Annotated in this window: 27 protein-coding genes; 18 read left to right on the top strand and 9 right to left on the bottom strand. The window is 63.2% G+C overall.

What is annotated here, in order from left to right:
- Positions 1-16: 16 nt before the first annotated feature.
- The 4 genes from ATN37_RS10595 to ATN37_RS10580 form a co-directional block, all read right to left on the bottom strand.
- Complete coding sequence (locus ATN37_RS10595; protein WP_003942165.1) at positions 17-376, bottom strand: NADH-quinone oxidoreductase subunit A; 360 nt, start codon at positions 374-376, stop codon at positions 17-19.
- Positions 377-587: 211 nt separating this feature from the next.
- Positions 588-980, bottom strand: a complete 393-nt coding sequence (locus ATN37_RS10590) for a hypothetical protein (RefSeq protein WP_217018895.1) — start codon at positions 978-980, stop codon at positions 588-590.
- Positions 981-1160: 180 nt separating this feature from the next.
- The gene (locus ATN37_RS10585; protein WP_003942203.1) at positions 1161-1595 is read right to left on the bottom strand and encodes an SRPBCC family protein; all 435 of its coding nucleotides are present in this window, start codon (positions 1593-1595) and stop codon (positions 1161-1163) included.
- A gap of 87 nt (positions 1596-1682) precedes the next feature.
- A complete protein-coding gene (locus ATN37_RS10580; RefSeq protein WP_217018760.1) occupies positions 1683-2162 on the bottom strand; it encodes a toxin-antitoxin system HicB family antitoxin in 480 nt (159 codons plus the stop codon).
- A 154-nt stretch (positions 2163-2316) separates the two neighbouring features.
- Between ATN37_RS10580 and thyX the strand changes: the two genes are divergently transcribed.
- The 6 genes from thyX to ATN37_RS10550 all read left to right on the top strand — a co-directional run bounded on the left by thyX (position 2317) and on the right by ATN37_RS10550 (position 10633).
- Complete coding sequence (thyX, locus tag ATN37_RS10575) at positions 2317-3069, top strand: FAD-dependent thymidylate synthase (protein ID WP_003942250.1); 753 nt, start codon at positions 2317-2319, stop codon at positions 3067-3069.
- Between the two features lie 43 nt (positions 3070-3112).
- Positions 3113-4018 carry a 4-hydroxy-tetrahydrodipicolinate synthase gene (gene dapA, locus ATN37_RS10570; RefSeq protein WP_003942142.1) on the top strand — a complete coding sequence of 302 codons (906 nt, stop codon included), beginning with the start codon at positions 3113-3115 and terminating at the stop codon, positions 4016-4018.
- Positions 4019-6028, top strand: a complete 2010-nt coding sequence (locus ATN37_RS10565; RefSeq protein ID WP_050655788.1) for a ribonuclease J — start codon at positions 4019-4021, stop codon at positions 6026-6028.
- A gap of 59 nt (positions 6029-6087) precedes the next feature.
- The gene (locus tag ATN37_RS10560; protein WP_007735153.1) at positions 6088-6711 is read left to right on the top strand and encodes a TIGR03085 family metal-binding protein; all 624 of its coding nucleotides are present in this window, start codon (positions 6088-6090) and stop codon (positions 6709-6711) included.
- 124 nt (positions 6712-6835) lie between these two features.
- Positions 6836-9607, top strand: coding sequence for a DNA translocase FtsK (locus ATN37_RS10555; RefSeq protein WP_030535561.1), 2772 nt, complete (start codon positions 6836-6838; stop codon positions 9605-9607).
- 45 nt (positions 9608-9652) lie between these two features.
- The gene (locus ATN37_RS10550) at positions 9653-10633 is read left to right on the top strand and encodes a TerC family protein (RefSeq protein ID WP_019748181.1); all 981 of its coding nucleotides are present in this window, start codon (positions 9653-9655) and stop codon (positions 10631-10633) included.
- A gap of 16 nt (positions 10634-10649) precedes the next feature.
- Here the strand turns inward: ATN37_RS10550 and ATN37_RS10545 are convergent, their stop codons facing one another.
- Complete coding sequence (locus ATN37_RS10545; RefSeq protein ID WP_003942124.1) at positions 10650-10934, bottom strand: YciI family protein; 285 nt, start codon at positions 10932-10934, stop codon at positions 10650-10652.
- Positions 10935-10992: 58 nt separating this feature from the next.
- Entirely contained in the window at positions 10993-11517 is a 525-nt protein-coding gene (locus ATN37_RS10540; RefSeq protein ID WP_007735157.1) for an amino-acid N-acetyltransferase, read from the bottom strand.
- A 120-nt stretch (positions 11518-11637) separates the two neighbouring features.
- On the opposite strand from ATN37_RS10540, the gene pgsA reads away from it, so the two are divergent.
- From pgsA to ATN37_RS10515, 5 genes are all read left to right on the top strand, one after another.
- Complete coding sequence (pgsA, locus tag ATN37_RS10535) at positions 11638-12279, top strand: CDP-diacylglycerol--glycerol-3-phosphate 3-phosphatidyltransferase (RefSeq protein WP_003942125.1); 642 nt, start codon at positions 11638-11640, stop codon at positions 12277-12279.
- Positions 12276-12773: a CinA family protein gene (locus ATN37_RS10530; protein ID WP_030535560.1), complete on the top strand. Its 498-nt coding sequence runs from the start codon at positions 12276-12278 to the stop codon at positions 12771-12773. Before pgsA ends, ATN37_RS10530 begins: the two co-directional genes overlap by 4 nt.
- 90 nt (positions 12774-12863) lie before the next feature.
- Positions 12864-13244, top strand: a complete 381-nt coding sequence (locus tag ATN37_RS10525) for a helix-turn-helix domain-containing protein (protein WP_003942191.1) — start codon at positions 12864-12866, stop codon at positions 13242-13244.
- A gap of 156 nt (positions 13245-13400) precedes the next feature.
- Positions 13401-14213, top strand: coding sequence for a phage shock protein PspA (gene pspA / locus ATN37_RS10520; protein WP_003942098.1), 813 nt, complete (start codon positions 13401-13403; stop codon positions 14211-14213).
- Between the two features lie 31 nt (positions 14214-14244).
- Positions 14245-15090, top strand: a complete 846-nt coding sequence (locus tag ATN37_RS10515; RefSeq protein WP_254593743.1) for a hypothetical protein — start codon at positions 14245-14247, stop codon at positions 15088-15090.
- A 22-nt stretch (positions 15091-15112) separates the two neighbouring features.
- On the opposite strand, the gene ATN37_RS10510 is transcribed toward ATN37_RS10515, so the two are convergent.
- The 3 genes from ATN37_RS10510 to ATN37_RS10500 are packed head-to-tail and all read right to left on the bottom strand — an operon-like array spanning position 15113 to position 16998.
- On the bottom strand, positions 15113-15718 hold the full coding sequence (locus ATN37_RS10510; protein ID WP_042922628.1) for an energy-coupling factor transporter transmembrane protein EcfT: 606 nt from the start codon (positions 15716-15718) through the stop codon (positions 15113-15115).
- Complete coding sequence (locus ATN37_RS10505) at positions 15715-16395, bottom strand: energy-coupling factor ABC transporter ATP-binding protein (RefSeq protein WP_007735161.1); 681 nt, start codon at positions 16393-16395, stop codon at positions 15715-15717. Before ATN37_RS10505 ends, ATN37_RS10510 begins: the two co-directional genes overlap by 4 nt.
- Positions 16396-16401: 6 nt before the next feature.
- A complete protein-coding gene (locus ATN37_RS10500) occupies positions 16402-16998 on the bottom strand; it encodes a biotin transporter BioY (protein ID WP_007735162.1) in 597 nt (198 codons plus the stop codon).
- 237 nt (positions 16999-17235) lie between these two features.
- Between ATN37_RS10500 and ATN37_RS10495 the strand changes: the two genes are divergently transcribed.
- The 7 genes from ATN37_RS10495 (at position 17236) to recA (ending at position 23142) form a co-directional block, all read left to right on the top strand.
- The gene (locus tag ATN37_RS10495; RefSeq protein WP_003942133.1) at positions 17236-17412 is read left to right on the top strand and encodes a hypothetical protein; all 177 of its coding nucleotides are present in this window, start codon (positions 17236-17238) and stop codon (positions 17410-17412) included.
- A 17-nt stretch (positions 17413-17429) separates the two neighbouring features.
- Positions 17430-18143 carry a PIG-L deacetylase family protein gene (locus ATN37_RS10490; protein WP_063316521.1) on the top strand — a complete coding sequence of 238 codons (714 nt, stop codon included), beginning with the start codon at positions 17430-17432 and terminating at the stop codon, positions 18141-18143.
- A gap of 73 nt (positions 18144-18216) precedes the next feature.
- The gene (locus ATN37_RS10485; protein ID WP_003942216.1) at positions 18217-18855 is read left to right on the top strand and encodes a TetR/AcrR family transcriptional regulator; all 639 of its coding nucleotides are present in this window, start codon (positions 18217-18219) and stop codon (positions 18853-18855) included.
- 2 nt (positions 18856-18857) lie between these two features.
- Positions 18858-20393: a glycerol-3-phosphate dehydrogenase/oxidase gene (locus ATN37_RS10480; RefSeq protein WP_058226267.1), complete on the top strand. Its 1536-nt coding sequence runs from the start codon at positions 18858-18860 to the stop codon at positions 20391-20393.
- A 12-nt stretch (positions 20394-20405) separates the two neighbouring features.
- Positions 20406-21569, top strand: a complete 1164-nt coding sequence (locus ATN37_RS10475) for a glycosyltransferase (protein ID WP_042450679.1) — start codon at positions 20406-20408, stop codon at positions 21567-21569.
- Positions 21570-21621: 52 nt separating this feature from the next.
- Entirely contained in the window at positions 21622-21816 is a 195-nt protein-coding gene (locus ATN37_RS10470; protein ID WP_003942185.1) for a DUF3046 domain-containing protein, read from the top strand.
- Positions 21817-22104: 288 nt separating this feature from the next.
- Entirely contained in the window at positions 22105-23142 is a 1038-nt protein-coding gene (recA, locus tag ATN37_RS10465; RefSeq protein WP_007735170.1) for a recombinase RecA, read from the top strand.

The raw sequence follows: 23142 nt of genomic DNA, 5'->3' as shown, positions 1-23142 counted from the left end.
ACCTGTGTCCGCTGGCCTAGTCCCAACCGAGACCGCCTCGTCGCCATTCGTATGCGTATGCCACCGAGACGTTGACTATGAAAAGGCCCATCGCCGCGAGGCCGAACAAGCCGAGCGAATCGAAATGCACCGCCCACGGATAGAGGAAGACGATCTCGATGTCGAAGATGATGAACAGCATTGCCGTCAGATAGAACTTGACGGGAAACCGCCCGCCACCGGCGGTACGGGGTGCCGGTTCGATTCCGCATTCGTAGGCTTCGAGTTTCGCCCTGTTGTACCGCTTCGGGCCGACCACGGACGCGAGAACAACCGACACCACAGCGAAGGCCATCGCGATGACCCCGAGGACGAGAATGGGGATGTAAGCGTTCATGTCACCCGAACTCCTCTCCGCTGTGCGGATGTCCGCCCAGCCCGAAGGTGCCGTTCGATTTCGATACTGCCAGCAATTCGATACTTATGTGACCTGCGACACCCACACTAGGGGAGGCCTCCGACATTGGGTTCGTTTTCGGGGTGCCGAGTTTCGCTCTCGAAAGTCCGAAGTAGTCGGCGCCGCAACGAATCACCGCTGCAACGGGTGCTCACCGGCTCAGTTGTCGACGCAGAAGCGCGATGACGGTGGAAGCAAGTTCGATCGGATCTATCGGCCGCGGCACTGAGGCTTCCGCTCTCGACCACGACGCCAGCCACGCATCGTCGGGTCGACCGGTCAGTACGAGGATCGGTGGACAGTCGGCGATCTCGTCCTTGAGTTGTTTCGCGACGCCCATGCCGCCCGCCGGACTCGCCTCGCCGTCGAGGATGGCGAGGTCGATTCCGCCGGCGTCGAGCTTGGCTACGACGATCGGTGCCGTCGCGACCTCGATGTAGTCGATGGTGGGCATCGACGGATGTGGGCGCTCTCCGAGAGCGAGCCGAACTTGCTCGCGCGTGTGTGCGTCGTCGCTGTAGACGAGGATGCGCACGGGTGCCATGGAGTTGGGCTCTGCGGTCTCGGCGGACACGCGGCCGACGTTACTCCGGGCGGTCCCCGGCTACCGGCGAATCTTCAACATCGGCAGGGACTTCCGCGAAAACACAGCTCGGCTTCACAGCAAACGGCCCTTACCCGGCGATGAACGCCGAAGTAAGGGCCGCCTGAATTGCGTGTGCGCTCAGAAGTTTTCGACGAACTTCGTCAGGCCCTTGCTCGCTGTTTCCAGGGCCGTCTTCTGTGCCTTCTTCACCAGGAAGCCCGGCAGCGGGATCTTGGGATCGATGGTCAGTTCGAAGGTGACTTTGGTTCCACCGTCGGTGGGAGTCAAGACGTACGAGCCGTCCTGCTGGTTCTGCTGACCACTCTCCACGAGGGTCCAGGTCACCTTCTCGTCGCCCTCGAAGGTGTAGTCGACTACCTGCTCGTCGTTGATTCCCAGAATGGACACGGCCATGCGAACGCGATGGGGGCGACCGTCGTCGTGGGTGCTCTCGATGGTGATCTTCTTGTGTGCAGACGACCACTCCGGCAGCCGATCGACGGCTGCTACGGCCTTCATCACCGTTTCCGGATCAGCCTTGATCTCGAATTCCTTGACGCCCGAAACGGCCATGAACGTGCTCCTTCTCGCCTTGCGGCAACGGTTCGTGATTACTGCAGTTGCGCAATTAGATCATTCGGTGATCGGGTTGGCGTCGAGCTAGTCCATGCCGTTCTTGCGCATCTGGTCCCGCAATGCGCCCTGGACGGCTTGTGAAACCCACGAGTTGAGGGAGACTCCGTTCTGATTGGCGGCCTCCTCGGCGCGGGCTTTGATCTGCTCCATCATCCTCAACGTCACCCGGCTGATATCTCCGCTGACGTCGTCGAACGAGTAGGTTGAGTCCTTCTTCTCGTCGTCTGCCTTCTCGTTTGCACCCTCGCCGCCGGTCGAGTTCGGCGGGCGAACGACGTCGACCAGTAATTCGCTTCCGTCGAGATTGACCTTGACCTCTCGGTCGCCCAGCTTCGCCCCGATCTCCTTGGCCAGTTCCGTCGCCGCGGCCAACAAGACCAGGCGGACCGAGGGTTCGATGGCGGCGGACAACGACGCCGCAATCCGGCGCGTGTGATCGTCGCCGAGTCCGGCTGCAGTGGCGAGGTCGTTCTGCAGCTTTGCGGTGTACTCCGAAATGTCCATGACACCACAGTGGCGTCAAAAGTGACGTCAGTCAAGGACGTGATGACGTCACTCGGTATCGAGGGCGGTCGACCGCTATAGAGTTGCCCAGCACCTGAGGCGAACGGCGCCCGGGTTTCGTGCTGGTCGTTTCGTGCTTGTCGAGGAGTGGGTTGTGCCGAACACGGTGTCGCTGAAGGTGCAGTTGGTGGCGAAGTCCGAGTTCTTCCCGCCCGAGGACATTCCGTGGGAGACGGACGCGGATGGTGGCGAAGCGCTGGTCGAGTTCTCCGGTCGAGCCTGCTACCAGAGTTGGTCCAAGCCGAATCCGCGAACCGCAACCAACGCCGGCTATCTGAGGCATCTGCTCGAGGTCGGACACGTTTCGGTGCTCGAGCATGCGACAGTGAGCTTCTACATCACCGGTATCTCGCGCTCGTGCACTCACGAATTGATTCGTCACCGGCACTTCTCGTACTCGCAACTCTCGCAGCGATTCGTCCGTGAGAACGATGCAAACGTCGTCGTGCCTCCTGCTGTCGAAGGTGATCCCGAGCTCGAAGCACTGTTTCTGAATGCCACCGACGAAAGCCGTCGCGCTTACGGGGAACTGCTGACTGCCCTCGAAGGGAAACTGCAATCGGTGCCCGGTGCCCCGATGCGGGGCAAGCAAGCCAGGCAGGCTGCGCGCTCGGTGCTGCCCAACGCCACCGAGACGCGCTTGGTCGTGACCGGGAACTATCGGGCCTGGCGGCACTTCGTCGAGATGCGTGCCACCGAACATGCGGATGTCGAGATCCGGCGAGTCGCGGTCGAGTGCCTGCGTCAGCTTCGTGATGTCGCGCCAAATGTGTTCGGGGACTACGAGATTCTTCGCGGAAGCGACGGATCGGAAATTGCCGTCAGCGCATTTGCGGCCGAGTCGTGACTCGTGTGCAGAAGTAAGAGCTGAACCGGGTAACCTTCTGACCATGACCTACGGTGATTCCGCTTCTCTTGTCGAGCGTCCGTTCGGCACCATTTCCGTTGCGATGGTGACCCCGTTCACTGCCGACGGGAAGTTGGACGTCGACGCGGGAGTGCGCCTCGCAGCCCATCTCGTCGACAACGGCTGTGACGGCCTCGTTCTTGCCGGTACCACCGGTGAATCTCCCACCACCACCGAGTCCGAGAAGCTCGACCTGCTCCGCGCAGTGATCGACGCCGTCGGTAACCGCGCGAAGATCGTTGCAGGCGCCGGCAGCAACGACACCGCTCACAGCGTCGAACTCGCACGTGACGCGGCTCGCGCCGGAGCGCACGGTCTGCTCGTCGTCACCCCGTATTACTCACGTCCGCCCCAGGCCGGACTGTTTGCACACTTCACCGCCGTCGCCAACGCGACCGACCTGCCCGTCATGTTGTACGACATTCCGCCCCGCTCCGTCGTTCCCATCGAGACCGAGACGATCCGCCGACTCGCCGAGCACCCGCGAATCAAGGCCGTCAAGGACGCCAAGGGCGACCTCAACGCCGGCGCAGAGTTGATCGGCACCACCGAGCTTCAGTTCTTCTCCGGCGACGACCCGCTGAATCTGCCGTGGCTCGCTGTCGGCGCCACCGGCTTCGTCAGCGTCATCGGCCATCTTGTTCCGGGTCGTCTCCGTGACCTTCACACCGCGTTCGTGTCCGGCGACATCGCCCGCGCACGCGAGATAAACCTCAGTTTGATCCCTGTGATTCGTTCCGTTGCCCGCCTCGGCGGTGTCAGCGCTTCGAAGGCGGGTCTGCGACTCATCGGAATCGATGTCGGAGAACCACGCCTTCCGCAGGTTGCACCCACTAAAGAGCAGATCGACGGTCTTGCCGCCGATCTGCATGCGGCAGGAGTTTTGTAAATGACCCGTCCCCCCCGACGTCGTAGTGCCAGTCGTCAAGCCGGTCCGCCTTCGCCTCCGGCTCCCGAAACGGCCGCAAAGGCCGCACCGGTAGAGGCACCAGCTGCGCCGGCGGCAGAAGCGGCCCCCGCCGCAGCCGCCCCGCCCAAGAAGGCCGCAGCAACCAAATCTGCAGCAACCAAGTCCGCTGCCACCAAATCTGCTGCACCCAAGAAGTCGACCGAAGAGAGGTCGCCGCGCAAATCTTCCGGCGGTAACCGACCGGCAGCATCGAAGTCGGGCAACGGGCGCGGAAACAAGCGCCCCGAGAACCGTCCGGCCGTCGATCCCACGGGTCGCCTCGGAACACCCCCGAAGGCGCCGGCATCGGGTCTGCGCATCGTCGCGCTGGGCGGCATCGGCGAAATCGGTCGCAACATGACGGTGTTCGAGCACCGTGGCAAGTTGCTGATCGTCGACTGCGGTGTGCTGTTCCCCGAGGACCAGCAGCCTGGCGTCGACCTGATCCTCCCGGACTTCCGCTACATCGAAGACCGTATGGACGACGTCGAAGCCGTCATCTTGACTCACGGACACGAGGACCACATCGGTGCTCTGCCGTTCTTGCTGCGTCTGCGCGCGGACATTCCGGTCATCGGCGCGAAGTTCACTCTCGCTCTCGTTGCCGCCAAGTGCCGCGAGCATCGCCTGCGTCCGAACCTGGTCGAGGTCGTCGAGGGAAACACCACCACCCATGGCCCGTTCGACTGCGAGTACTTCGCGGTCAACCACTCGATTCCCGACGCTCTCGCGATCGCGATTCGCACCGACGCCGGCGTCGTACTGCACACCGGTGACATCAAGCTCGATCAGCTGCCTCTCGACGGCCGCCTGACCGACCTCGCCGGATTCTCCCGCCTGGGCGACGAGGGCGTCGACCTGTTCCTCGTCGACTCGACGAACGCCGAGGTTCCGGGATTCGTCACGCCCGAGCGCGAAATCGGGGGAGTGCTCGACAACGTCATCGGCAAGGCGAAGCAGCGCGTCATCGTGGCATCGTTCGCCAGCCACGTGCATCGCATCCAGCAGGTCGTCGACGTAGCCGCTCGGTACAACCGCCGCATCGTCTTCGTCGGCCGCTCGATGGTCCGCAACATGCAGATCGCCCAGGATCTGGGCTACCTGACGGTGCCCGACGGCCTCGTCGTAGACATCGACACCGCCGCCACCCTTCCCGACGATCGCCTGGTGCTCATTTCGACGGGTTCGCAGGGTGAGCCGTTGGCAGCGCTCTCGCGGATGGCGCGCGGCGAACACCGTCAGATCAACATCCGCGCCAACGACCTTGTCGTTCTCGCGTCTTCGCTGATCCCGGGCAACGAGAACTCCGTTTTTGCCGTGGTCAACGGTTTGGCCAAGCGCGGTGCCACCGTCGTGACCCAGCAGAGCGCCAAGGTTCACGTCTCGGGCCACGCGTCCGCCGGTGAGTTGCTCTACCTGTACAACGCGGTTCGGCCCACCAATGCCATGCCCGTCCACGGTGAATGGCGGCACCTACGTGCCAATGCCGCGCTGGCAAAGGCAACCGGCGTGCCGGAAGAGCGCATCGTATTGGCCGAGGACGGCGTCGTGGTCGACATGGTGGACGGCCTCGCCGAGATCGTCGGACGCGTACCGGTCGGACACGTCTACGTCGACGGTCTGTCCGTCGGCGATGTCGGTGAGCCGACGCTGTCCGATCGTCTCGTGCTCGGTGAGGGCGGCTTCATCGCGATCACCATCGTCATCAACGAGTCGACGGGCCGTGCGGTCAGCACCCCCGAGGTGTCCGGTCGCGGCTTCTCCGACGATCCGACTGCGCTCAAGGCTGCCGCGGATCTCGTGGAATCGGACCTGGCCCGGTTGGCGAGCGAAGGCGTCATCGACGCTCATCGCATCGCGCAGTCGGTGCGCCGCGTCGTCGGACGCTGGGTTGCGGACAAGTACCGCCGCCGTCCGATGATCATTCCGACGGTCATCGCGGTTCCGTAGATTCGGCACAGCAGGTCGCTTCCGCTCGAACCCGGTCCGGTTCGAGTACTTTGGCGAAGGTGACCTTCGCTCATGACGAACGACTCGCCCTGGTGGACAGCATGGTCGAATTCGGCCCCGATGCTCCGACACTGTGTGGGGAGTGGACCAATCGTGACCTGGCAGCACATCTGATAGTCCGGGAGCGGCGTCTCGACGCCGCTCCCGGAATCATGTTGAGCCCTCTTGCCGGTCACACCGAGAGCGTGCGTAAGGCCGCAGCGGCGCGTCCGTGGGAGGAGATCCTCGACGACGTTCGGAGTGGGCCGCCTCGGTGGTCGCCGATGTACTGGCTCGACGCGCAGGTAAATACCACGGAAATGTTCATCCACCACGAAGATGTACGACGCGCACATCTGAACTGGGCGCCGCGTCCGTTGTCGGAGGGTCGGCAGGCTCAGCTGTGGAAGTACGCCCGGCAGATCGGCAAGATGGGTTACCGCAAAGCCGCTGTCGAGGTCATTTTCGAACTTCCGTCCGGCGAGAGTGCGGTCGTCCACAAATCCGGCTCTCGCAGTGTTGTCCTGCAGGGTGAACCCGCCGAGTTGCTGCTGCACGCTTTCGGTCGCAACGAGGTGAAGATCGAAGCCAAAGGTGAACTGGCCGACGTTCAATCCGTGATGGCGCTCGATCGCAGTTTCTGATGGCCCCCTTCTGCCGGAGCCGAGCTCGACAGACGGGTTGTGAAGATCACGTTTCGCACTCGCCACCAGTGTTGCTGGTGTTGCGGATGGTCCAGATGGGGTCGCACAGACTAGCCTGAACTCCATGGCAGGTAAGTCGAGCGCCCGGGGATCCAGTACAAGCACGTCTACGTCCAGGGCATCGACCAGGTCGTCAGCCTCTACTCCGAGCGCGCGCGCAACCGCAAAACCTCGTGCCTCGCGCACCACGCGAACCGTATCGACTCCTCGAAATGTCACGACTTCGGCCAGGGCTGGTGGGCGCCCCGCGTCGGGCAAAGGCTCCAAGCCGGCGCCCAAGAAGGCGTCCGGTACGTCGTCGGCCGCGCGACGCCCGGTATCGAAAACCTCTCAGCGGGCCAGCCCGTTGGCCGCTGTAGGCAAGGGAATCGGAGCCGGGTGGTCCCTGGCTGCCCGCGGCGTCGGCGCCACCACACGCACCGTCAGTAAGGTCGGCGAGATCGAAGCCGGCCACCGCCGCGACGGAATAGCGCTCGGCCTGATCGCATTCAGCGTCGTCATCGCCGGTGGCGTCTGGTTCAAGGCCGGTGGTCCGATCGGCGGCGGCATCGACACCCTCGTGCGGGCGATCTTCGGCGCGGCCTCGGCCGTGCTCCCCATCGTCGGCGTCGGCCTCGCGATCCTGTTGATGCGCACCGAACCGAAACCTGAGATCCGGCCCCGACTGATCATGGGATCCTTGCTGGTCGGTCTGCCGGCGCTCGGCCTCTGGCACATCATCTCGGGTTCACCGACAGACGCCACCGGTCGCTCCAACGGCGCAGGGTTTGTCGGATACGTCGTGGGCGGCCCGCTCACCAACGGGCTCACCGTCTGGCTGTCTGCGCCGCTGCTGGTCATCGCCGCCGGATTCGGAATCCTCCTTCTGACCGGAACGACTCTGCGTGAGGTGCCGAGCAAGTTCCAGTCCTTCTTCGGCGCCTCGTATCGCTCGGATGAATACGGCGACTACGGATCCGAATTCGACGAGGACGGTGAGCACCACTACGGCGAATCTGCTTACGATCCTTCACTGTTCGACGCCGACGGCTACCCGGTCGACACCTACGCCGAGCCGCCGCTCAAGCCCGCCAAGCGGACCAGCCGACGCGCACCGATCGACAACTACCCGACGGACGAGTTCGAATCCGGAGACAAGAAGACCGAAGTCCTCGGTCTGTGGAACGCCGACGACACCGCAGTACCCGACGAGCCCGTCGCGGCTGCGGCAGCGCCCGTCGTGGAGACGCCGGCACCGCGCCCCAAGGTGCCTGCGCGTTCGGTCCCCATCGCCAAGCCCGTGCCGAAACCCGAACCGGAGCCGGAGGAGAAGGAACACTTCGTCACCGATCGGGTCACCGACGGCGACTACAACCTCCCGCCGACGACGTTGCTGATCGAGGGAGACCCGCCCAAGCTCCGCAGTTCTGCGAACGACGCGATGATCGAGGCGATCAGCGAAGTCCTAGAACAGTTCAAGATCGATGCCGCTGTTACCGGTTTCACCCGCGGACCGACGGTGACGCGCTACGAGGTCGAACTCGGCCCAGGCGTGAAGGTCGAGAAGATCACCGCGCTCGCCCGCAACATCGCGTACGCCGTGGCAACCGACAACGTCCGCCTCCTGGCCCCCATTCCGGGTAAGTCCGCAGTGGGCATCGAGGTACCGAACTCCGACCGCGAAATGGTTCGCCTCGCCGACGTTTTGAACGCGCCGAGCACCCGACGCGATCACCACCCACTGGTGATAGGTCTGGGCAAGGACATCGAAGGTGACTTCGTCAGTGCGAACCTCGCGAAGATGCCCCACCTTCTGGTGGCAGGTTCGACCGGCTCGGGTAAGTCGAGCTTCGTGAACTCGATGCTCGTCTCGTTGCTCACCCGAGCAACGCCGGAAGAAGTACGGATGATCCTCATCGACCCCAAGATGGTCGAGCTCACGCCGTACGAAGGTATCCCGCACCTGATCACGCCGATCATCACTCAGCCGAAGAAGGCAGCGGCAGCGCTGGCCTGGTTGGTCGAGGAGATGGAACAGCGCTACCAGGACATGCAGGCCAACCGGGTGCGTCATATCGACGACTTCAACTCCAAGGTCAAGTCCGGCGAAATCACCGCCCCGCTGGGCAGCGAGCGCGTCTACCGTCCGTACCCCTACATCCTGGCGATCGTGGACGAGCTGGCAGACCTCATGATGACCGCGCCGCGCGACGTCGAAGAAGCAATCGTCCGCATCACGCAGAAAGCCCGTGCTGCCGGTATCCACCTGGTGCTGGCAACGCAGCGCCCGTCCGTCGACGTCGTCACCGGCCTGATCAAGACCAACGTGCCTTCGCGTCTGGCGTTCGCGACGTCTTCACTGACGGACTCGCGAGTCATCCTCGATCAGCCCGGCGCCGAGAAGCTCATCGGTATGGGTGACGGCCTCTTCCTGCCCATGGGCGCGGGTAAGCCGACCCGTATGCAGGGCGCGTTCATCACCGACGAGGAAATCTCGGCGGTTGTCGACTTCGCGAAGAACCAGGCCGAGCCCGAGTACACCGAAGGTGTCACCGCGCAGAAGGCAGGGGAGAAGAAAGACGTCGATCCTGACATCGGGGACGACATGGATGTCCTCCTGCAGGCCGTGGAATTGGTCATCACGAGTCAATTCGGTTCGACGTCGATGTTGCAGCGCAAGCTACGAGTCGGGTTCGCCAAGGCCGGCAGACTGATGGACCTCATGGAAAACCGCGGCGTCGTCGGACCCAGCGAGGGCTCGAAGGCACGCGAGGTGCTCATGAAGCCCGAGGAGCTCGACGGTCTGCTGTGGTCGATACGCGGCGGCGACCCGGATGAGGCACCTGCAGACGAGTAGGGACACCTCGGCGGAGAAGCCGTCGACAGACGACCGGAGGAACCCGTGCATGTGACGCCGTTGGCTTGGGGAATCACGATCGTGGTGATCCTAGGCCTGTTCGTCTTCGACTTCTTCGCCCACGTCCGCACTCCGCATGCGCCGACCTTCCGGGAGTCCGCATTCTGGTCGACGGTCTACATTTCGATCGCCATCGTCTTCGGCCTCGTCGTGATGTGGATCTGGGGCACCACGTACGGCGGTGAGTACTTCGCCGGCTACGTCACGGAGAAGGCGCTCTCGGTCGACAATCTGTTCGTCTTCGTGATCATCATGTCGACGTTCGCCGTCCCGCGAGAGTTCCAGCAGAAAGTCCTGCTGATCGGCATCGTCCTCGCATTGGTGATGCGCGGAATCTTCATCGGAGTCGGTGCGGCCGCCATCAATGCGTACAGCTGGGTGTTCTACCTCTTCGGTGCGTTCCTGATCTACACCGCGTACACCCTGATCCGCGATCACGGGCATGAGAAGGAAGCCGAGGAGAAGCGCGACAGTCGCATCATCTCACTCGTGAAGCGGGTGCTGCCGACAACCGAGGAATACGACGGGGACAAACTGATCACCCGGATCGACGGCAAGCGCGTCGTGACACCGTTGTTGTTGGCGCTCATCGCAATCGGGTTTGCCGACGTGCTCTTCGCGCTCGATTCGATTCCGGCGATCTACGGTCTGACCCAGGAACCGTATCTGGTGTTCACCGCCAACGCCTTCGCGCTGATGGGTCTACGGCAGCTGTACTTCCTGATCGGTGGGTTGCTCGAACGGCTGGTCTATCTCTCGTACGGGCTCTCGATAATCCTGGCGTTCATCGGTGTGAAATTGGTACTTCACGCGTTGCACGAGAACACCCTCTCGTTCGTCAACGGAGGTGAACACGTCTCCGTCCCGGAAATCTCCACGGCACTCTCACTCGGAGTGATCATCGGAGTATTGGCGGTGACGACGGTCGCGAGCCTGTTGAAGACTCGCGACCGGGCGGGGGAGTAAGCCGGGGCCGGGGCTCTCAGGCGCTGAACTGACCCAACACCGGAACCCACTCGGTGATCCGGACCTTCTCGATCAAATCGGCGATCGCGAACGGATCGTGGGTGAAGAGGAGGGAAACGGTGTCGGCGTCTGCGGCGTCGACGATGATCAGCGCGCCGTTTCCATCTGCAAACGGGCCGGATGACAAGACGATCGAGCGGGAAACCAGATCCGCGAGCCACGCGCGGTGATCGCTACGGACTTCGTCGCGCTGAGCGTTCTTCTCGGGCGCGTAGGTGTATTCGACGAGGAACAACGACATCGTGAACCGCTTTCGGGGCTGGTGATCGAGAGGGTGGTGTGTGAAGAGTCTGAACGGTTCAGAGAGTCAGGAGCATGCGAGTATTGCCGAGTGTGTTGGGTTTCACATAGCTCAGATCGAGGAACTCGGCGACGCCGGCGTCGTAGGACCGACACATTTCCGCATAGACCTCGGCGGTGACGGGGGTGCCGTCGATCTCCGCGAATCCGTGACGGTGGAAGAACTCGGTCTCGAACGTCAAAACGAACAACCGTTCCAACTCCAATTCCTTGGCGACCTCGATGAGTTTGTCGACGACGTGGAAACCTGCGCCCTGGCCTTTGGCAGTCGGATCGACTGCGACGGTGCGGATCTCACCCAGGTCCGCCCACAGCACATGCAGTGCGCCGCAAGCGATTACCTGGCCGCCTCGCTCGGCGACCCAGAACTCCTGGACTGCCTCGTACAGCGTCACGAGATTCTTCTCGAGGAGGATCTTGCCGGCGTAGATGTCGATCAGACGCTTGATTTCGGGGATGTCCGACGTTCGCGCGCGACGCACGATCAACTGGCTCTCGGTATAGGTCGGCGCGGTCGAAGTCATGTGGTGCACATTAGTCAATGGCCCTACCGATATTCTAAGTCGCGTGCCTGTCCGCCCCACGCAATTCCCGCGCCGCTCGGCTTTGTCCCGGGTTCGGCTCACCGCCTGTGCGGTGATCCGATGAGTACCCCGCGCGATCAGACCGACGCCCATCGCGCCGCCGTCGGCCCGTCCGACGGCACACCTGTCGCGGACAACCCGGTTCCGTTGCTGAACATCGCGAACATTCTCACGATGGTCCGAATGGTTCTCGTTCCGGTTTTTCTCGTTGTTCTGTTCGTCGACGGCGGACACTCGACGTGGTGGCGTCTCGGGGCAATGGGCGTGTTCATCGTCGCCGCGATCACGGATCGGATCGACGGCCAATTGGCTCGGAAGTACGGTCTGGTCACCGATTTCGGCAAACTCATGGACCCGATCGCGGACAAGGCACTGATCGGCGCCGCGCTGATCGGTCTTTCGGTTCTCGGTGACCTGTCGTGGTGGGTGACCGGAGTGATCATCGCCAGAGAACTCGGAATCACGCTGTTGCGGTTCGCGGTACTGCGGCACGCGGTCATCCCGGCGGGCAAGGGCGGCAAGCTCAAGACCCTCGTGCAGGCCGTCGCGATCGGGTTCTACCTCTGCCCGCTGCCGAGCAGTTGGGACATCGTCAGCGGATTGCTGATGGCTGCTGCCGTCGTGCTGACGGTGGCGACGGGAATCGAATACATCGTGCAGGCGATCAGGCTTCGCGCCGGAGTTCGCGCAGTCGAGTCATGACGGACCCGCTGCTCGCACTCGGAGTGGTCGAACTCGTCGACGCCCTTGGCGCCGCGAGGCATACTGTCGCCGCCGCCGAATCTCTGACGGCTGGCTTGTTCACGGCTGCGGTCGCGTCCGTGCCAGGGTCGAGCGCGGTGCTGCGTGGGGGCCTGGTCGTGTACGCGACCGACTTGAAAGCGACGCTGGCGGGCGTGGATCCTGAGCGTCTGGCAACGGACGGCCCCGTGTCCGAGAGCACCGCCGTGGCATTGGCGCTCGGCGCCCGGACGAGGTGCGGCGCCGACTGGGGTATCGGACTGACCGGAGTCGCCGGTCCGAGTGAGCAGGACGGACACCCGGTCGGAACGGTGTTTCTCGGTATCGCCGGCCCGGACGGAACCGAATGCGTACCGCTCGCGCTCGGCGGCGAACGGTGGGAGATTCGGACAACCGCGGTCGCAACTGCCGTGTCGCGGTTACGTGATCGTGTCGCAGAGCGTGCGGCACGATAGGCTCGGGAACCAATCGGATGTGTTCGGACGTTGACGATTGTGAAGACGTACGACCATGCACGATGAGGTCACGGATGAAGGAGGAGCGAGATGGCGCTGCTATTGCGTGAGGCAATCGGTGACAGTCTCCGGCGTACGCGCGTTTCGCAGAGCCGCACGCTACGTGAGGTGTCGAACAGCGCGCGTGTGAGCTTGGGCTATCTGTCCGAAGTGGAACGTGGACGTAAGGAAGCATCGAGCGAACTGTTGGCGGCGATCTGTGATGCGCTCGCAGTCCCACTGTCCGACGTGCTGGTCGACGTGAGCGAGACCCTGGCCACGAAGAAGAGCGCTCCGGTAGCTGGTCGACAGGTCGCCGAACCCGCCGTGTCGGCTTCCGGTTCGGTCTCGGCTTCCGGTTCGCCGACAATCGCACGCGATACCCGCGTCGTGATTCCGGCACCGAACGCTCGAAGGTTGGCGGCGGCGTAGCCACTACCGGCCGTAACCGATAGATTTTGTACGTAACCGCCGGTTTCCAGCAGGTGGGGTCAGAGCAGATAGGGCGCAGCCCTTGTTTCGGTGCGCGACGGTCGCGCTCCGGGTCGCGTTCGGCGCGGCGCATCAGATGGAGGCAGGATCAAACCAATGGCTAATCCTTTCGTCAAGGGCTGGAAGTACCTGATGGCGCTCTTCAATTCGAAGATCGATGAGAAGGCAGATCCAAAGGTTCAGATTCAGCAGGCGATCGAGGACGCACAGCGCCAGCATCAGGCGTTGTCCCAGCAGGCTGCGTCGGTGATCGGTAATCAGCGTCAACTCGAGATGAAGCTCAGCCGTCAACTCGACGAGGTCGAAAAGCTCAACGCCAACGCGCGCCAGGCCGTCAACCTCGCCGATCAGGCCGCTGCTGCCGGCGACAACGACAAGGCGATCCAGTACACCAACGCTGCCGAAGCTTTTGCGGCCCAGTTGGTGACGGCCGAGCAGGGCGTCGAAGATCTGAAGGCACTGCACGACCAGTCCTTGCAGGCCGCCGCTCAGGCCAAGAAGGCTGTCGAGCAGAACGCGATGACTCTGCAGGCAAAGGTTGCCGAGCGCACCAAGCTGCTCAGCCAGCTGGAGCAGGCCAAGATGCAGGAGCGCGTGAGCGAGTCCCTTCGGTCCATGGACAGCACGCTGTCGGCTCCCGGCAACACACCCAGCCTCGATGCTGTGCGCGACAAGATCGAGCGGCGTTACGCCGACGCACTCGGCTCTGCCGAACTCGCTCAGAACTCCGTTCAAGGCCGCATGATGGAGGTCCAGCAGGCCTCGGTCCAGATGGCAGGGCACAGTCGCCTCGAGCAGATTCGTGCTTCCATGAAGGGCGAGGCACTGCCGTCCGGCGGCGCAGCAGCCACTCCTGCGACGCCGTCCGTCGAGAAGCAGCCCCCGGCTGCCGGTCAGACCGGGCAGTAGCCGAATCCTCGATGTCGGCAGTGATGCTCTGATGTTTTCTTCACGAGACGGTCGACCTGGGCGCGAGCCCCGGTCGGCCGTTCCCGTTTCCGTATCCGGCGCCTTCGGAGCGTTGGGACGCACCGCGGACACATTGCGCGAGGTCGGACTGTCTGCGGCGGATGCCGCTCGGCGGTGGCAAGACCCGCGCGCCAAATTCGAGCGCAAACGTGCCCGTGCACGTCGACGCGCTCAGCGTTGGGGTTTCATGTCCGGCGGATCAGTGGTCGGCACGGCCGGCCTTGCTGTTGCGTCGGCCCCCGAGTGGTCGGTGGTCGTGGCAGGCGGGGGAGCGGCACTGTTCGCGGTTCCCGCCGTCATCGCGGTCGGCCGTTACCGTTCGATGAGTTCCGGCCCACCGCCGTCGGCGCCGATTCGCCGGCGCTTGCCACCGTCGTCGTCTCGCGCGTTCATCCCGATGTCTCGCCTCATCGGCGCCGAGACTTCGTTGTTCGAGATCTTGAGTGTGCTCAGGCGCGCCGACACCATCGACCCCGGTGAGTTGGACGAAATCACTGTTACCGCCGATTCGGCATTGAGAGCGATGTTCGCGGTGTCTTCGGATGTCGTCGCAATGGAACGCGCCGTGGCCGCTACACCCAAGGTGACCGAACCTCTTGATCCCACCATCGACGGCGCAGTTCTTGAGTTGCAGTCGGGGTTGGATCAGTACGAGGATCTGGTGACCTCCGCAGCTGCATTGACAGCGCCTCACAGCCCTTCGGCTCTGGTGGGATTCAACCGAGAACTCTCGGCGCTGCACGCGGCCGCCGAGCGACTTTCGGCGCTTGCCGACGCCATCGGCGAGGTGGACGACATCACCCGCAAGTACAACTGACAGTTCCTGGTCTGATTGGCGCTCAGTCGTCGGCGCCGCGGGCTGCCAATGCTTCACCCATCGCATCTGCGGTCATCAGGGTGCCGACGATGACCGGCACTGCGAAGGATCGCAGCGAGAATCCGAGCCCTCGCGCCTTGCGTGCCTCGGACACCTGTGTGATGACCTCGAACATCAGCGGGATACACCGGATCGTCATTGCGAGGAGCAAGGCGATCCGTTCGGGATTGACGCCGAAGCGTCGCAAGGGTGTCAGAAATCTGGTGATCGCGTCGAGCATCTCGGAGATCCGTGTGGTCAGACCCATGATCGCCGCGAAGGCGATCGAGATGATCAGAACCCCGCACACGACGGCCGCTCGCTGCCATCCCGCGACTACCAGCTGGAACGCCCCGATGAAGAGCAACATCCACAGCGCCGGACGCAGCTGCCGGATTGCAGTCATCGGAGGAATGCGCGCAATCGCGTACAGGGCCACAACTACGATCGTGGGAGCTGCCAGTTGCCACGGCTCACGAACGAAGATCGAGACGGCGAGGATGGCCACGACCAAGGCGAAGAGCTTGATTCCCGTCGGCATCCGGTGCAGGAGTGAGCGGCCCGGACGGTAGACGCCGAGAGTGGTCACGAGACCAACGACCGGTAGTGATCGATGGAGTCGGCGGGGGAACCGTCAGCGACGACGCGGCCTTGGTCGACGACCAACACCCGTTCGAAGGACTCGAGGAGATCGAGTTGGTGGGTCACGACGATCAGTTGCTGATCGAGTGACTCGAATACCGAGCTGATGAGTCGCGAGTTGCGAAGGTCGAGGAGCGTGGTGGGTTCGTCGGCGACGAGTACGTTCGGTTCCGTCACCATGATGGCCGCGAGCGCGAGGAGCTGTTTCTGCCCGCCCGAAAGCTGGTGGGTGGGATGGTCGGCGTGCCCGGCGAGGCCGTAGCGTTCGAGCACCGAGGCCACCTTTGCGGCGCGCTCGGCTTTGCCCAATCCGCTACGGCGGAGCGAGAATTCGATGTCCTCGGCAACCGTCGGCATCACGATCTGGTGGTTGGGATCGGTGAAGACGAATCCGACCTGCTTGCGTACGTCGCGGCCCTTCTTCGCCGTGTCCAAGCCGTTGACGTGGACGTGTCCTTCCGTCGGAACGACCAGTCCGTTGATCATGCGAGCGAGCGTCGACTTGCCGCTTCCGTTCGCACCCACGATTCCGATTCGCTGCTCGCTCAGTCGCAGATCTATCTGCTGCAGGACCGTTCGTTCACCGAAGCTGTGTCCGACGTTCTCGAAGACGATCTCACTCATCGGAGATTAATTCGCCACCACGGTCTTGTTCGACGAGATCACCGAGTCGCGCAGTAGTGCCGGGTATGCCCGGTGAACCTGGGACGCGACCAACGCGGTGACGACTGCTTTTGCGGCGTCGAGCGGGATGAAGGCGGCGTTGGCCGACCATGCGGCAACGAAGCTCATGTGTCCGCGGACCATCATTCCAACGATGCCGAACGCGTAGAGAACGACGACGCCGCCGAGAAGGTTGATGCCGATGCCCGCGATGATCCGGTACTTGGGCAGCATCTTGGCGGTCAGCCATCCGATGACAAATGCCGTCGGGATCCAACCGATGAGGAATCCGGCTGTCGGGCTCGATAGAGACACGAGTGCGGTGCGACCGCCGGCAAGGACCGGTAGACCGACCAATCCCAGAGCAATGACCGTCAGGACGGCGAGAACACCCTTGCGCGGTCCGAGTAGAGCGCCGGCCATCATGACGCCCATGGACTGAAGGGTGATCGGCACGCCGGAAATGCCGATGTTGATCGACCCGGGTAGGCCCAGCGCGATGATGAGTGCGGCGAAGACGGCTACATGCGCGAGATCGCGAGCGGGGAAACGGGTCGTAGACACTGCGGACGTGCTCCTTCGGCATACGGGATCGAACTTCGCGAGTTTACGCCAGGAGCAGGCACCCATGGGTTGGACACCTGACCTGCGTGAGGGCCGGTCTCGGGGTGAACCCTGATCTTTACCTGAACTTGCCGCTGAGCTGCTGCTTTGTCACGCCAGACCTGTCAGGCTGGTTCTACGGACGACGCAGCACCTGTCCGATTCGACTGATTATTCAACGGCACGTTGGAGGTAAGCATGTTTTGGAAGATCGTCTTGGCCGTCGTACTGGTGTGGGTCGCACTCGCGGTGGTCGGTGCGCTGATCAAGGGGCTTTTCTGGGTTCTGGTGGTCGGCGCTGTCGGCTTCGGAATCTACTTCCTGGTGAAGGCGATGTCGGGAAGTGACGACAATTCGCCCGCTTCGCGGTTCTGACGGGCAAGATCTGCCCTATGGAAAACTTCCCCGAGGACTGGCAGCGCGCGATTGTCATCGTGGCGCATCCCGATGACATCGAATACGGCGCAGCCGCAGCAGTGGCGCAGTGGACCGATCGCGGCAAAGACGTGCGATATATCCTGGCCACGCGCGGCGAGGCCGGAATCGCCGGTCTGTCGCCCGAGGAGTCCGGCCCGATCCGCGAGGAAGAAGAGCGTCGCTCGGCCGCGATCGTCGGTGTCGGTGAGGTGGAGTTCCTCGGCCTGCCCGACGGTCGTCTCGTGGAAGGCTTGGAGTTGCGCTCGACTCTCGCCGCAGCAATTCGCCGCCACCGTCCGGAATTGGTGGTGACGATGAACTTCTCCCACACCTGGGGCCCCGGCTATCTGAACAGCGCAGATCACCGTGCACTCGGGATCAGCGTTCTCGACGCAACTGCCGACGCAGCAAACGAATGGATCTTTCCCTCGTTGACGGCGCAGGGACTGGCGCCGTGGTCCGGTGTTCGGTGGGTTGCGGTCAATACGATGACTCCCACACACTGCGTCGACGTGACGTCGACGGTCGATCGCGCCGTGGATTCGCTCGCGGAACATGCGCGATATCTGGCGGCGCTGAGTTCCACGCCGATCCGGGAACAGGCGCGCGCACAGATCGACATGGTCAGCGGACCGAAGCCTGGTTTCGACGCCGAGCGAGCAGTTGGTTTCGAGTTGTACTATTTCTGATGATCTCTGAGCGAGAGAAATCGCAAGTCCCGACGGGATTACCGGTGACTTGTCCGGTATTGTGTTACACACGATGGTAATCCGTAACGCAGATGACTCAATTGCCCCTCGCAAGGCAGATGGTCAGCGCATCCCCAGCCGCGAGATCGACGACGTGATTCTCGACGCAGCAAGGTCGTGTGTCCTCGATTTCGGAATGCAGCGAACCACACTTGCCGAGATCTCGCGTCGGGCCGGCGTGAGCCGACCGACGGTCTACCGGCGATGGCCGGACACGCGAGCTGTCGTCGCGGACCTGCTCACCCGGGAGATCCGATCGGTGCTGCCCGAGGTGACCTTCAACGGGTCTGCCGGCACGTTGCTCGTGGAGGCGATCGGTGACGTCGTCGGCCAGATTCGCGACCATCCGCTCTTCGTGAAAATTCGGCAAGCCGATCAAGAATTGCTGACGACCTACATCGTGGACCGGCTCGGCGCGAGCCAGAAGTCGATTCTCGAGCTGATCACATCCGTTGTCGCGGCCGGCCAACAGGATGGTTCGATTCGCGAGGGAAGCGTCAACGAGATCGCGGCGATGGTTCTACTGATGGCTCAGTCCGTCGTCATTTCTGCGCCGACTCTCGAGCCGGAGCTTTCCTCCGATGCGTCGGTCGAGCAACTTCGATATGCGGTCGCTGCTTATCTGGCACCCGTCAAGAATTCGGGAGAATAGCTGTGAGCCCCCTAGATTCAGCAGGCAGCGATTCAGCGCTCAACGCACAACGGCGTACTCGTGAACTCGAGCAGTTGGCGAACGGCGATTCGGTCGACGTCCTGGTGATCGGCGGCGGAATCACCGGTGTCGGTGTCGCTCTCGACGCCGTGACTCGTGGGCTCAGTGTTGCGCTGGTCGAAAAGCACGACCTCGCGTTCGGCACCAGCCGCTGGAGTTCGAAACTCGCACACGGCGGCCTTCGGTACCTGGCTTCCGGCAATGTCGGTATAGCGCGTGAAAGTGCGGTCGAGCGCGGCATCCTCATGACGCGCACCGCGCCGCACCTCGTTCGCGCCATGCCTCAACTCGTACCGCTGTTGCCCGAAACGTCGTTCTTCGGGAAGGCCCTGGTGCGTACCGGTTTCCTGGCCGGTGACGCTCTGCGCATGTCGGCGCGAACCCCGGCTTCGGTGCTGCCCAGATCGCGGACGGTCAGCGCTGCGCGGGCGCGCGAATTGGCTCCCGCGGTCAAGCGGGAAAACCTACGAGGCGCCTTGACCGCGTTCGACGGGCAGCTCATCGACGACGCCCGCCTCGTCGTCGGTATCGCCAGAACCGCAGCGTCGCACGGCGCGCGAATCCTGACCCGCGTCGGTGCATACGACGTATCCGGAACGTCGGCCACCTTGCGTGACGAGTTGACCGGGTCCGAGTTCTTGATGCGTGCCCGCGTCGTGGTCAATGCGACCGGTGTCTGGGCTGATCAGGTCGACTCCAGCATCACCCTGCGCCCCAGCCGCGGGACGCACCTGGTGCTCGATGCAGCGCGATTGGGGAACCCCACGGCAGCACTGACCGTGCCGATTCCCGGCGAGACCAACCGTTTCGTCTTCGCCCTGCCCGCCCAGCTCGGCCGGATCTACCTCGGGTTGACCGACGAAGCAGCGCCGGGACCGGTGCCTGACGTACCGACGGCGTCCGAGGACGAGATCGGCTTCCTGCTCGACACCGTGAACACGGCGTTGGAAGTTCCGCTGACCCGTGGGGACGTCTTGGGGACCTTCGCGGGTCTGCGTCCGCTGCTGGACACCGGTGAAGGCTCGACGGCCGACCTCTCGCGCAATCACGCTGTAGTCCGTTCGGACTCGGGCTTGGTCACGGTGGTAGGCGGAAAACTCACGACGTACCGCAAGATGGCCGAAGACGCCGTCGACGCTGCGGTCGAGGTCGGGTCGCTGAGCGCCGGGGCATGTCGGACACGCGCGTTGCCGCTGGTAGGCGCTGCATCACCGGCGGAATTGAAGAAGATCAAGGCACCCGCGTCATTGGTGGCGCGATACGGCACCGAGGCCGAGGTCGTTGCCGCGGCGAGCGGCGATCGTCTCCGGTCGGTTGCGGACTTGGAGATCTGCGGTGCCGAGTTCGATTTCGCGGTGTCGCATGAAGGCGCCCTCGACGTCGACGACGTCCTCGATCGCAGGACGAGAATCGGATTGGTGGCTTCGGATCGCGAACGCGCACTGGGTGCGGCGGAACAGGCCTTTCACTCGGTGTGACACTCTGATCCGGTGCGTGTAGCCGTTGTTGCCGGGCCGGACCCGGGTCATGCTTTTCCCGCAATAGCGTTGTCGCTGGCGTTGATCCAGGCCGGCGACGAACCGATCCTGTACACGGGGACCCGGTGGGTCGAGGCAGCGCGAGCAGCCGGCGTGGAAGCCGAGCCGCTCAAGGGCTTGGCCCCGCGGCCGGGAGACGACGATCTTGATGCAGGCGCTCGGATTCATTCGCGCGCCGCCTATATTTCCACCGAACTGCTTCCCGACCTGAAGTCCGTCTCCCCGGATCTCGTCGTTTCCGACATCCTCACTGCCGGAGGCGGATTGGCCGCCGAAAGACTTGGCATCCCCTGGGTGGAACTCTCGCCTCACCCGCTGTACTCACCTTCACGGGGGTTGCCGCCGATCGGCAGTGGGCTCGCTCCCGGCGTCGGAATTCGTGGTCGACTTCGCGATACCCTGATGCGCGCAGCGACGGGACGTTCGATCAAGCAAGGGTTGGCCCAGCGATCCCAGGCCCGTGTCGGTGTCGGACTGCCCGCTCTGGATCCCGGTCCGCAAGCGCGGCTGATCGCAACACTTCCGGCACTCGAAGTGCCTCGCCCCGACTGGCCGGAGCGCGCTCACGTCGTCGGACCGCTTCTGTGGGAGCCGACCGAGGTGATTCTGGATCCACCGCCAGGTGACGAACCGCTGGTTATGGTGGCGCCCTCCACGGCGCACACCGGCGCAGTGGGAATGTTCGAGGGCACGGTCGAAGGACTCGGCGGAGCCGGTGTGCGGCTGATTGCGTCGATGCTCGACGGGGCTGAAGGTGAGCATCCTGATTGGGTTCGTGCAGGTCTCGGACGCCAGGACGCGATGCTGCGTGACGCGTCGGTGTTGGTATGTGGCGGCGGGCACGGCATGTTGGCGAAGGCCCTGCTGGCCGGCGTGCCGACGGTCGTCGTTCCCGGGGGCGGGGACCAGTGGGAGTTGGCCAATCGCGCTGCGCGGGCAGGGACGTCGGTGATCGTGCGGCCCGCAGATGCTCAGTCGATTCGCGATGCCGTACTGCAGGTGCTCTCCGACAAACGATTCGCGGAAGCTGCGAGAGCGGCTGCCGCGACTGCGTCGCAGGTCACCGATCCGGTGGCGGTGTGCCGACAGGTGGTCAACGGAGGTGTGACGGCGTGAGCACGTTGCGCCTGAATGCAGGTGCACCGCTCTGTGGACTACGGTGGCGGCTGTGCGGTTGACCGAATTTCATGAAATGGTGCGCGAAGAGTTCGGGCAGGTACGAGGCGACTCGATGCTGATCGACCATGTACTCCAGAGTCTCGACGGAATGACTGCCGCGGAGGCCGTCGAAGCAGGCTGGGAGCCTCGCGAAGTGTGGCGTGCGCTCTGTGTGGAGTTCGACGTACCACCCGCCCGCCGCTGATTCTTCGGCGTGTCGAACGTCTCCCATCTTCTGTTCGAACACGTGTTCGTCTATGCTGAACCTGTTCGGTGGTGACGCTTCTTTGGTAACTGCGAACTTTCGATGTTCTACAAACGCGGTGACCTACAAACGCGGTGATCGACAAGCGCTAAAGCAAGATCGAAAAGTCTGTCGGTGGCCGGATCTACTCTGATCGCAACACACCAACAGGGTCGGCTCAGGCAGGCGCTGAAGAGACGGAGTCTGCTCAGGCAGGCACTGAAGACTGAAACAAGGATGGGGATCACGATGGCACCACAGGCACCTGATCGGGACAAGGCACTCGACCTCGCGTTGGCGCAGATCGACAAGAACTTCGGCAAGGGTTCGGTGATGCGCCTGGGTGAGGGTGTCCGCCAGCCCATCGCCGTCATTCCCACCGGTTCCATCGCGCTCGACGTCGCGCTGGGTATCGGCGGACTGCCGCGTGGCCGCGTCATCGAGATCTACGGCCCGGAGTCCTCGGGTAAGACCACCGTGGCACTGCACGCAGTTGCCAATGCTCAGGCCAACGGCGGTATCGCGGCGTTCATCGACGCGGAGCACGCACTCGATCCCGACTATGCAGCCAAGCTGGGCGTCGATACCGATGCACTCCTGGTCTCGCAGCCCGATACGGGTGAGCAGGCCCTCGAAATCACCGACATGCTGATCCGTTCAGGCGCCCTCGACATCGTCGTGATCGACTCCGTGGCCGCTCTTGTTCCTCGCGCCGAGATCGAAGGCGAGATGGGTGACAGCCACGTCGGTTTGCAGGCTCGACTGATGAGCCAGGCGCTGCGCAAGATCACCGGTGCCATGAACAACTCGGGCACCACCGTCATCTTCATCAACCAGCTTCGCGAGAAGATCGGTGTGATGTTCGGTTCTCCCGAAACCACCACCGGTGGTAAGGCACTGAAGTTCTACGCTTCGGTCCGCCTCGACATCCGTCGTATCGAAACTCTCAAGGACGGTACCGACGCAGTGGGTAACCGCACTCGCGTCAAGGTCGTCAAGAACAAGGTCGCGCCGCCGTTCAAGCAGGCCGAGTTCGACATTCTCTACGGCCAGGGCATCAGCAAGGAAGGCTCGCTCATCGACATGGGTGTCGAGCACGGGTTCATCCGCAAGTCCGGCTCCTGGTACACCTACGAAGGTGACCAGTTGGGTCAGGGCAAGGAAAATGCTCGTAAGTTCTTGCTGGAGAACACCGATATCCGCGACGAGATCGAGAAGAAGATCAAGGAAAAGCTCGGTATCGGTGCTGACGTCACTGCAACCGACGAAGCTCCCGCCGACTTCTGA

It is taken from the genome of Rhodococcus sp. MH15 (genome assembly GCF_019266045.1).
Taxonomy (GTDB): domain Bacteria; phylum Actinomycetota; class Actinomycetes; order Mycobacteriales; family Mycobacteriaceae; genus Rhodococcus_F; species Rhodococcus_F qingshengii.
This window is presented reverse-complemented; position numbering and strand designations above follow the sequence as displayed.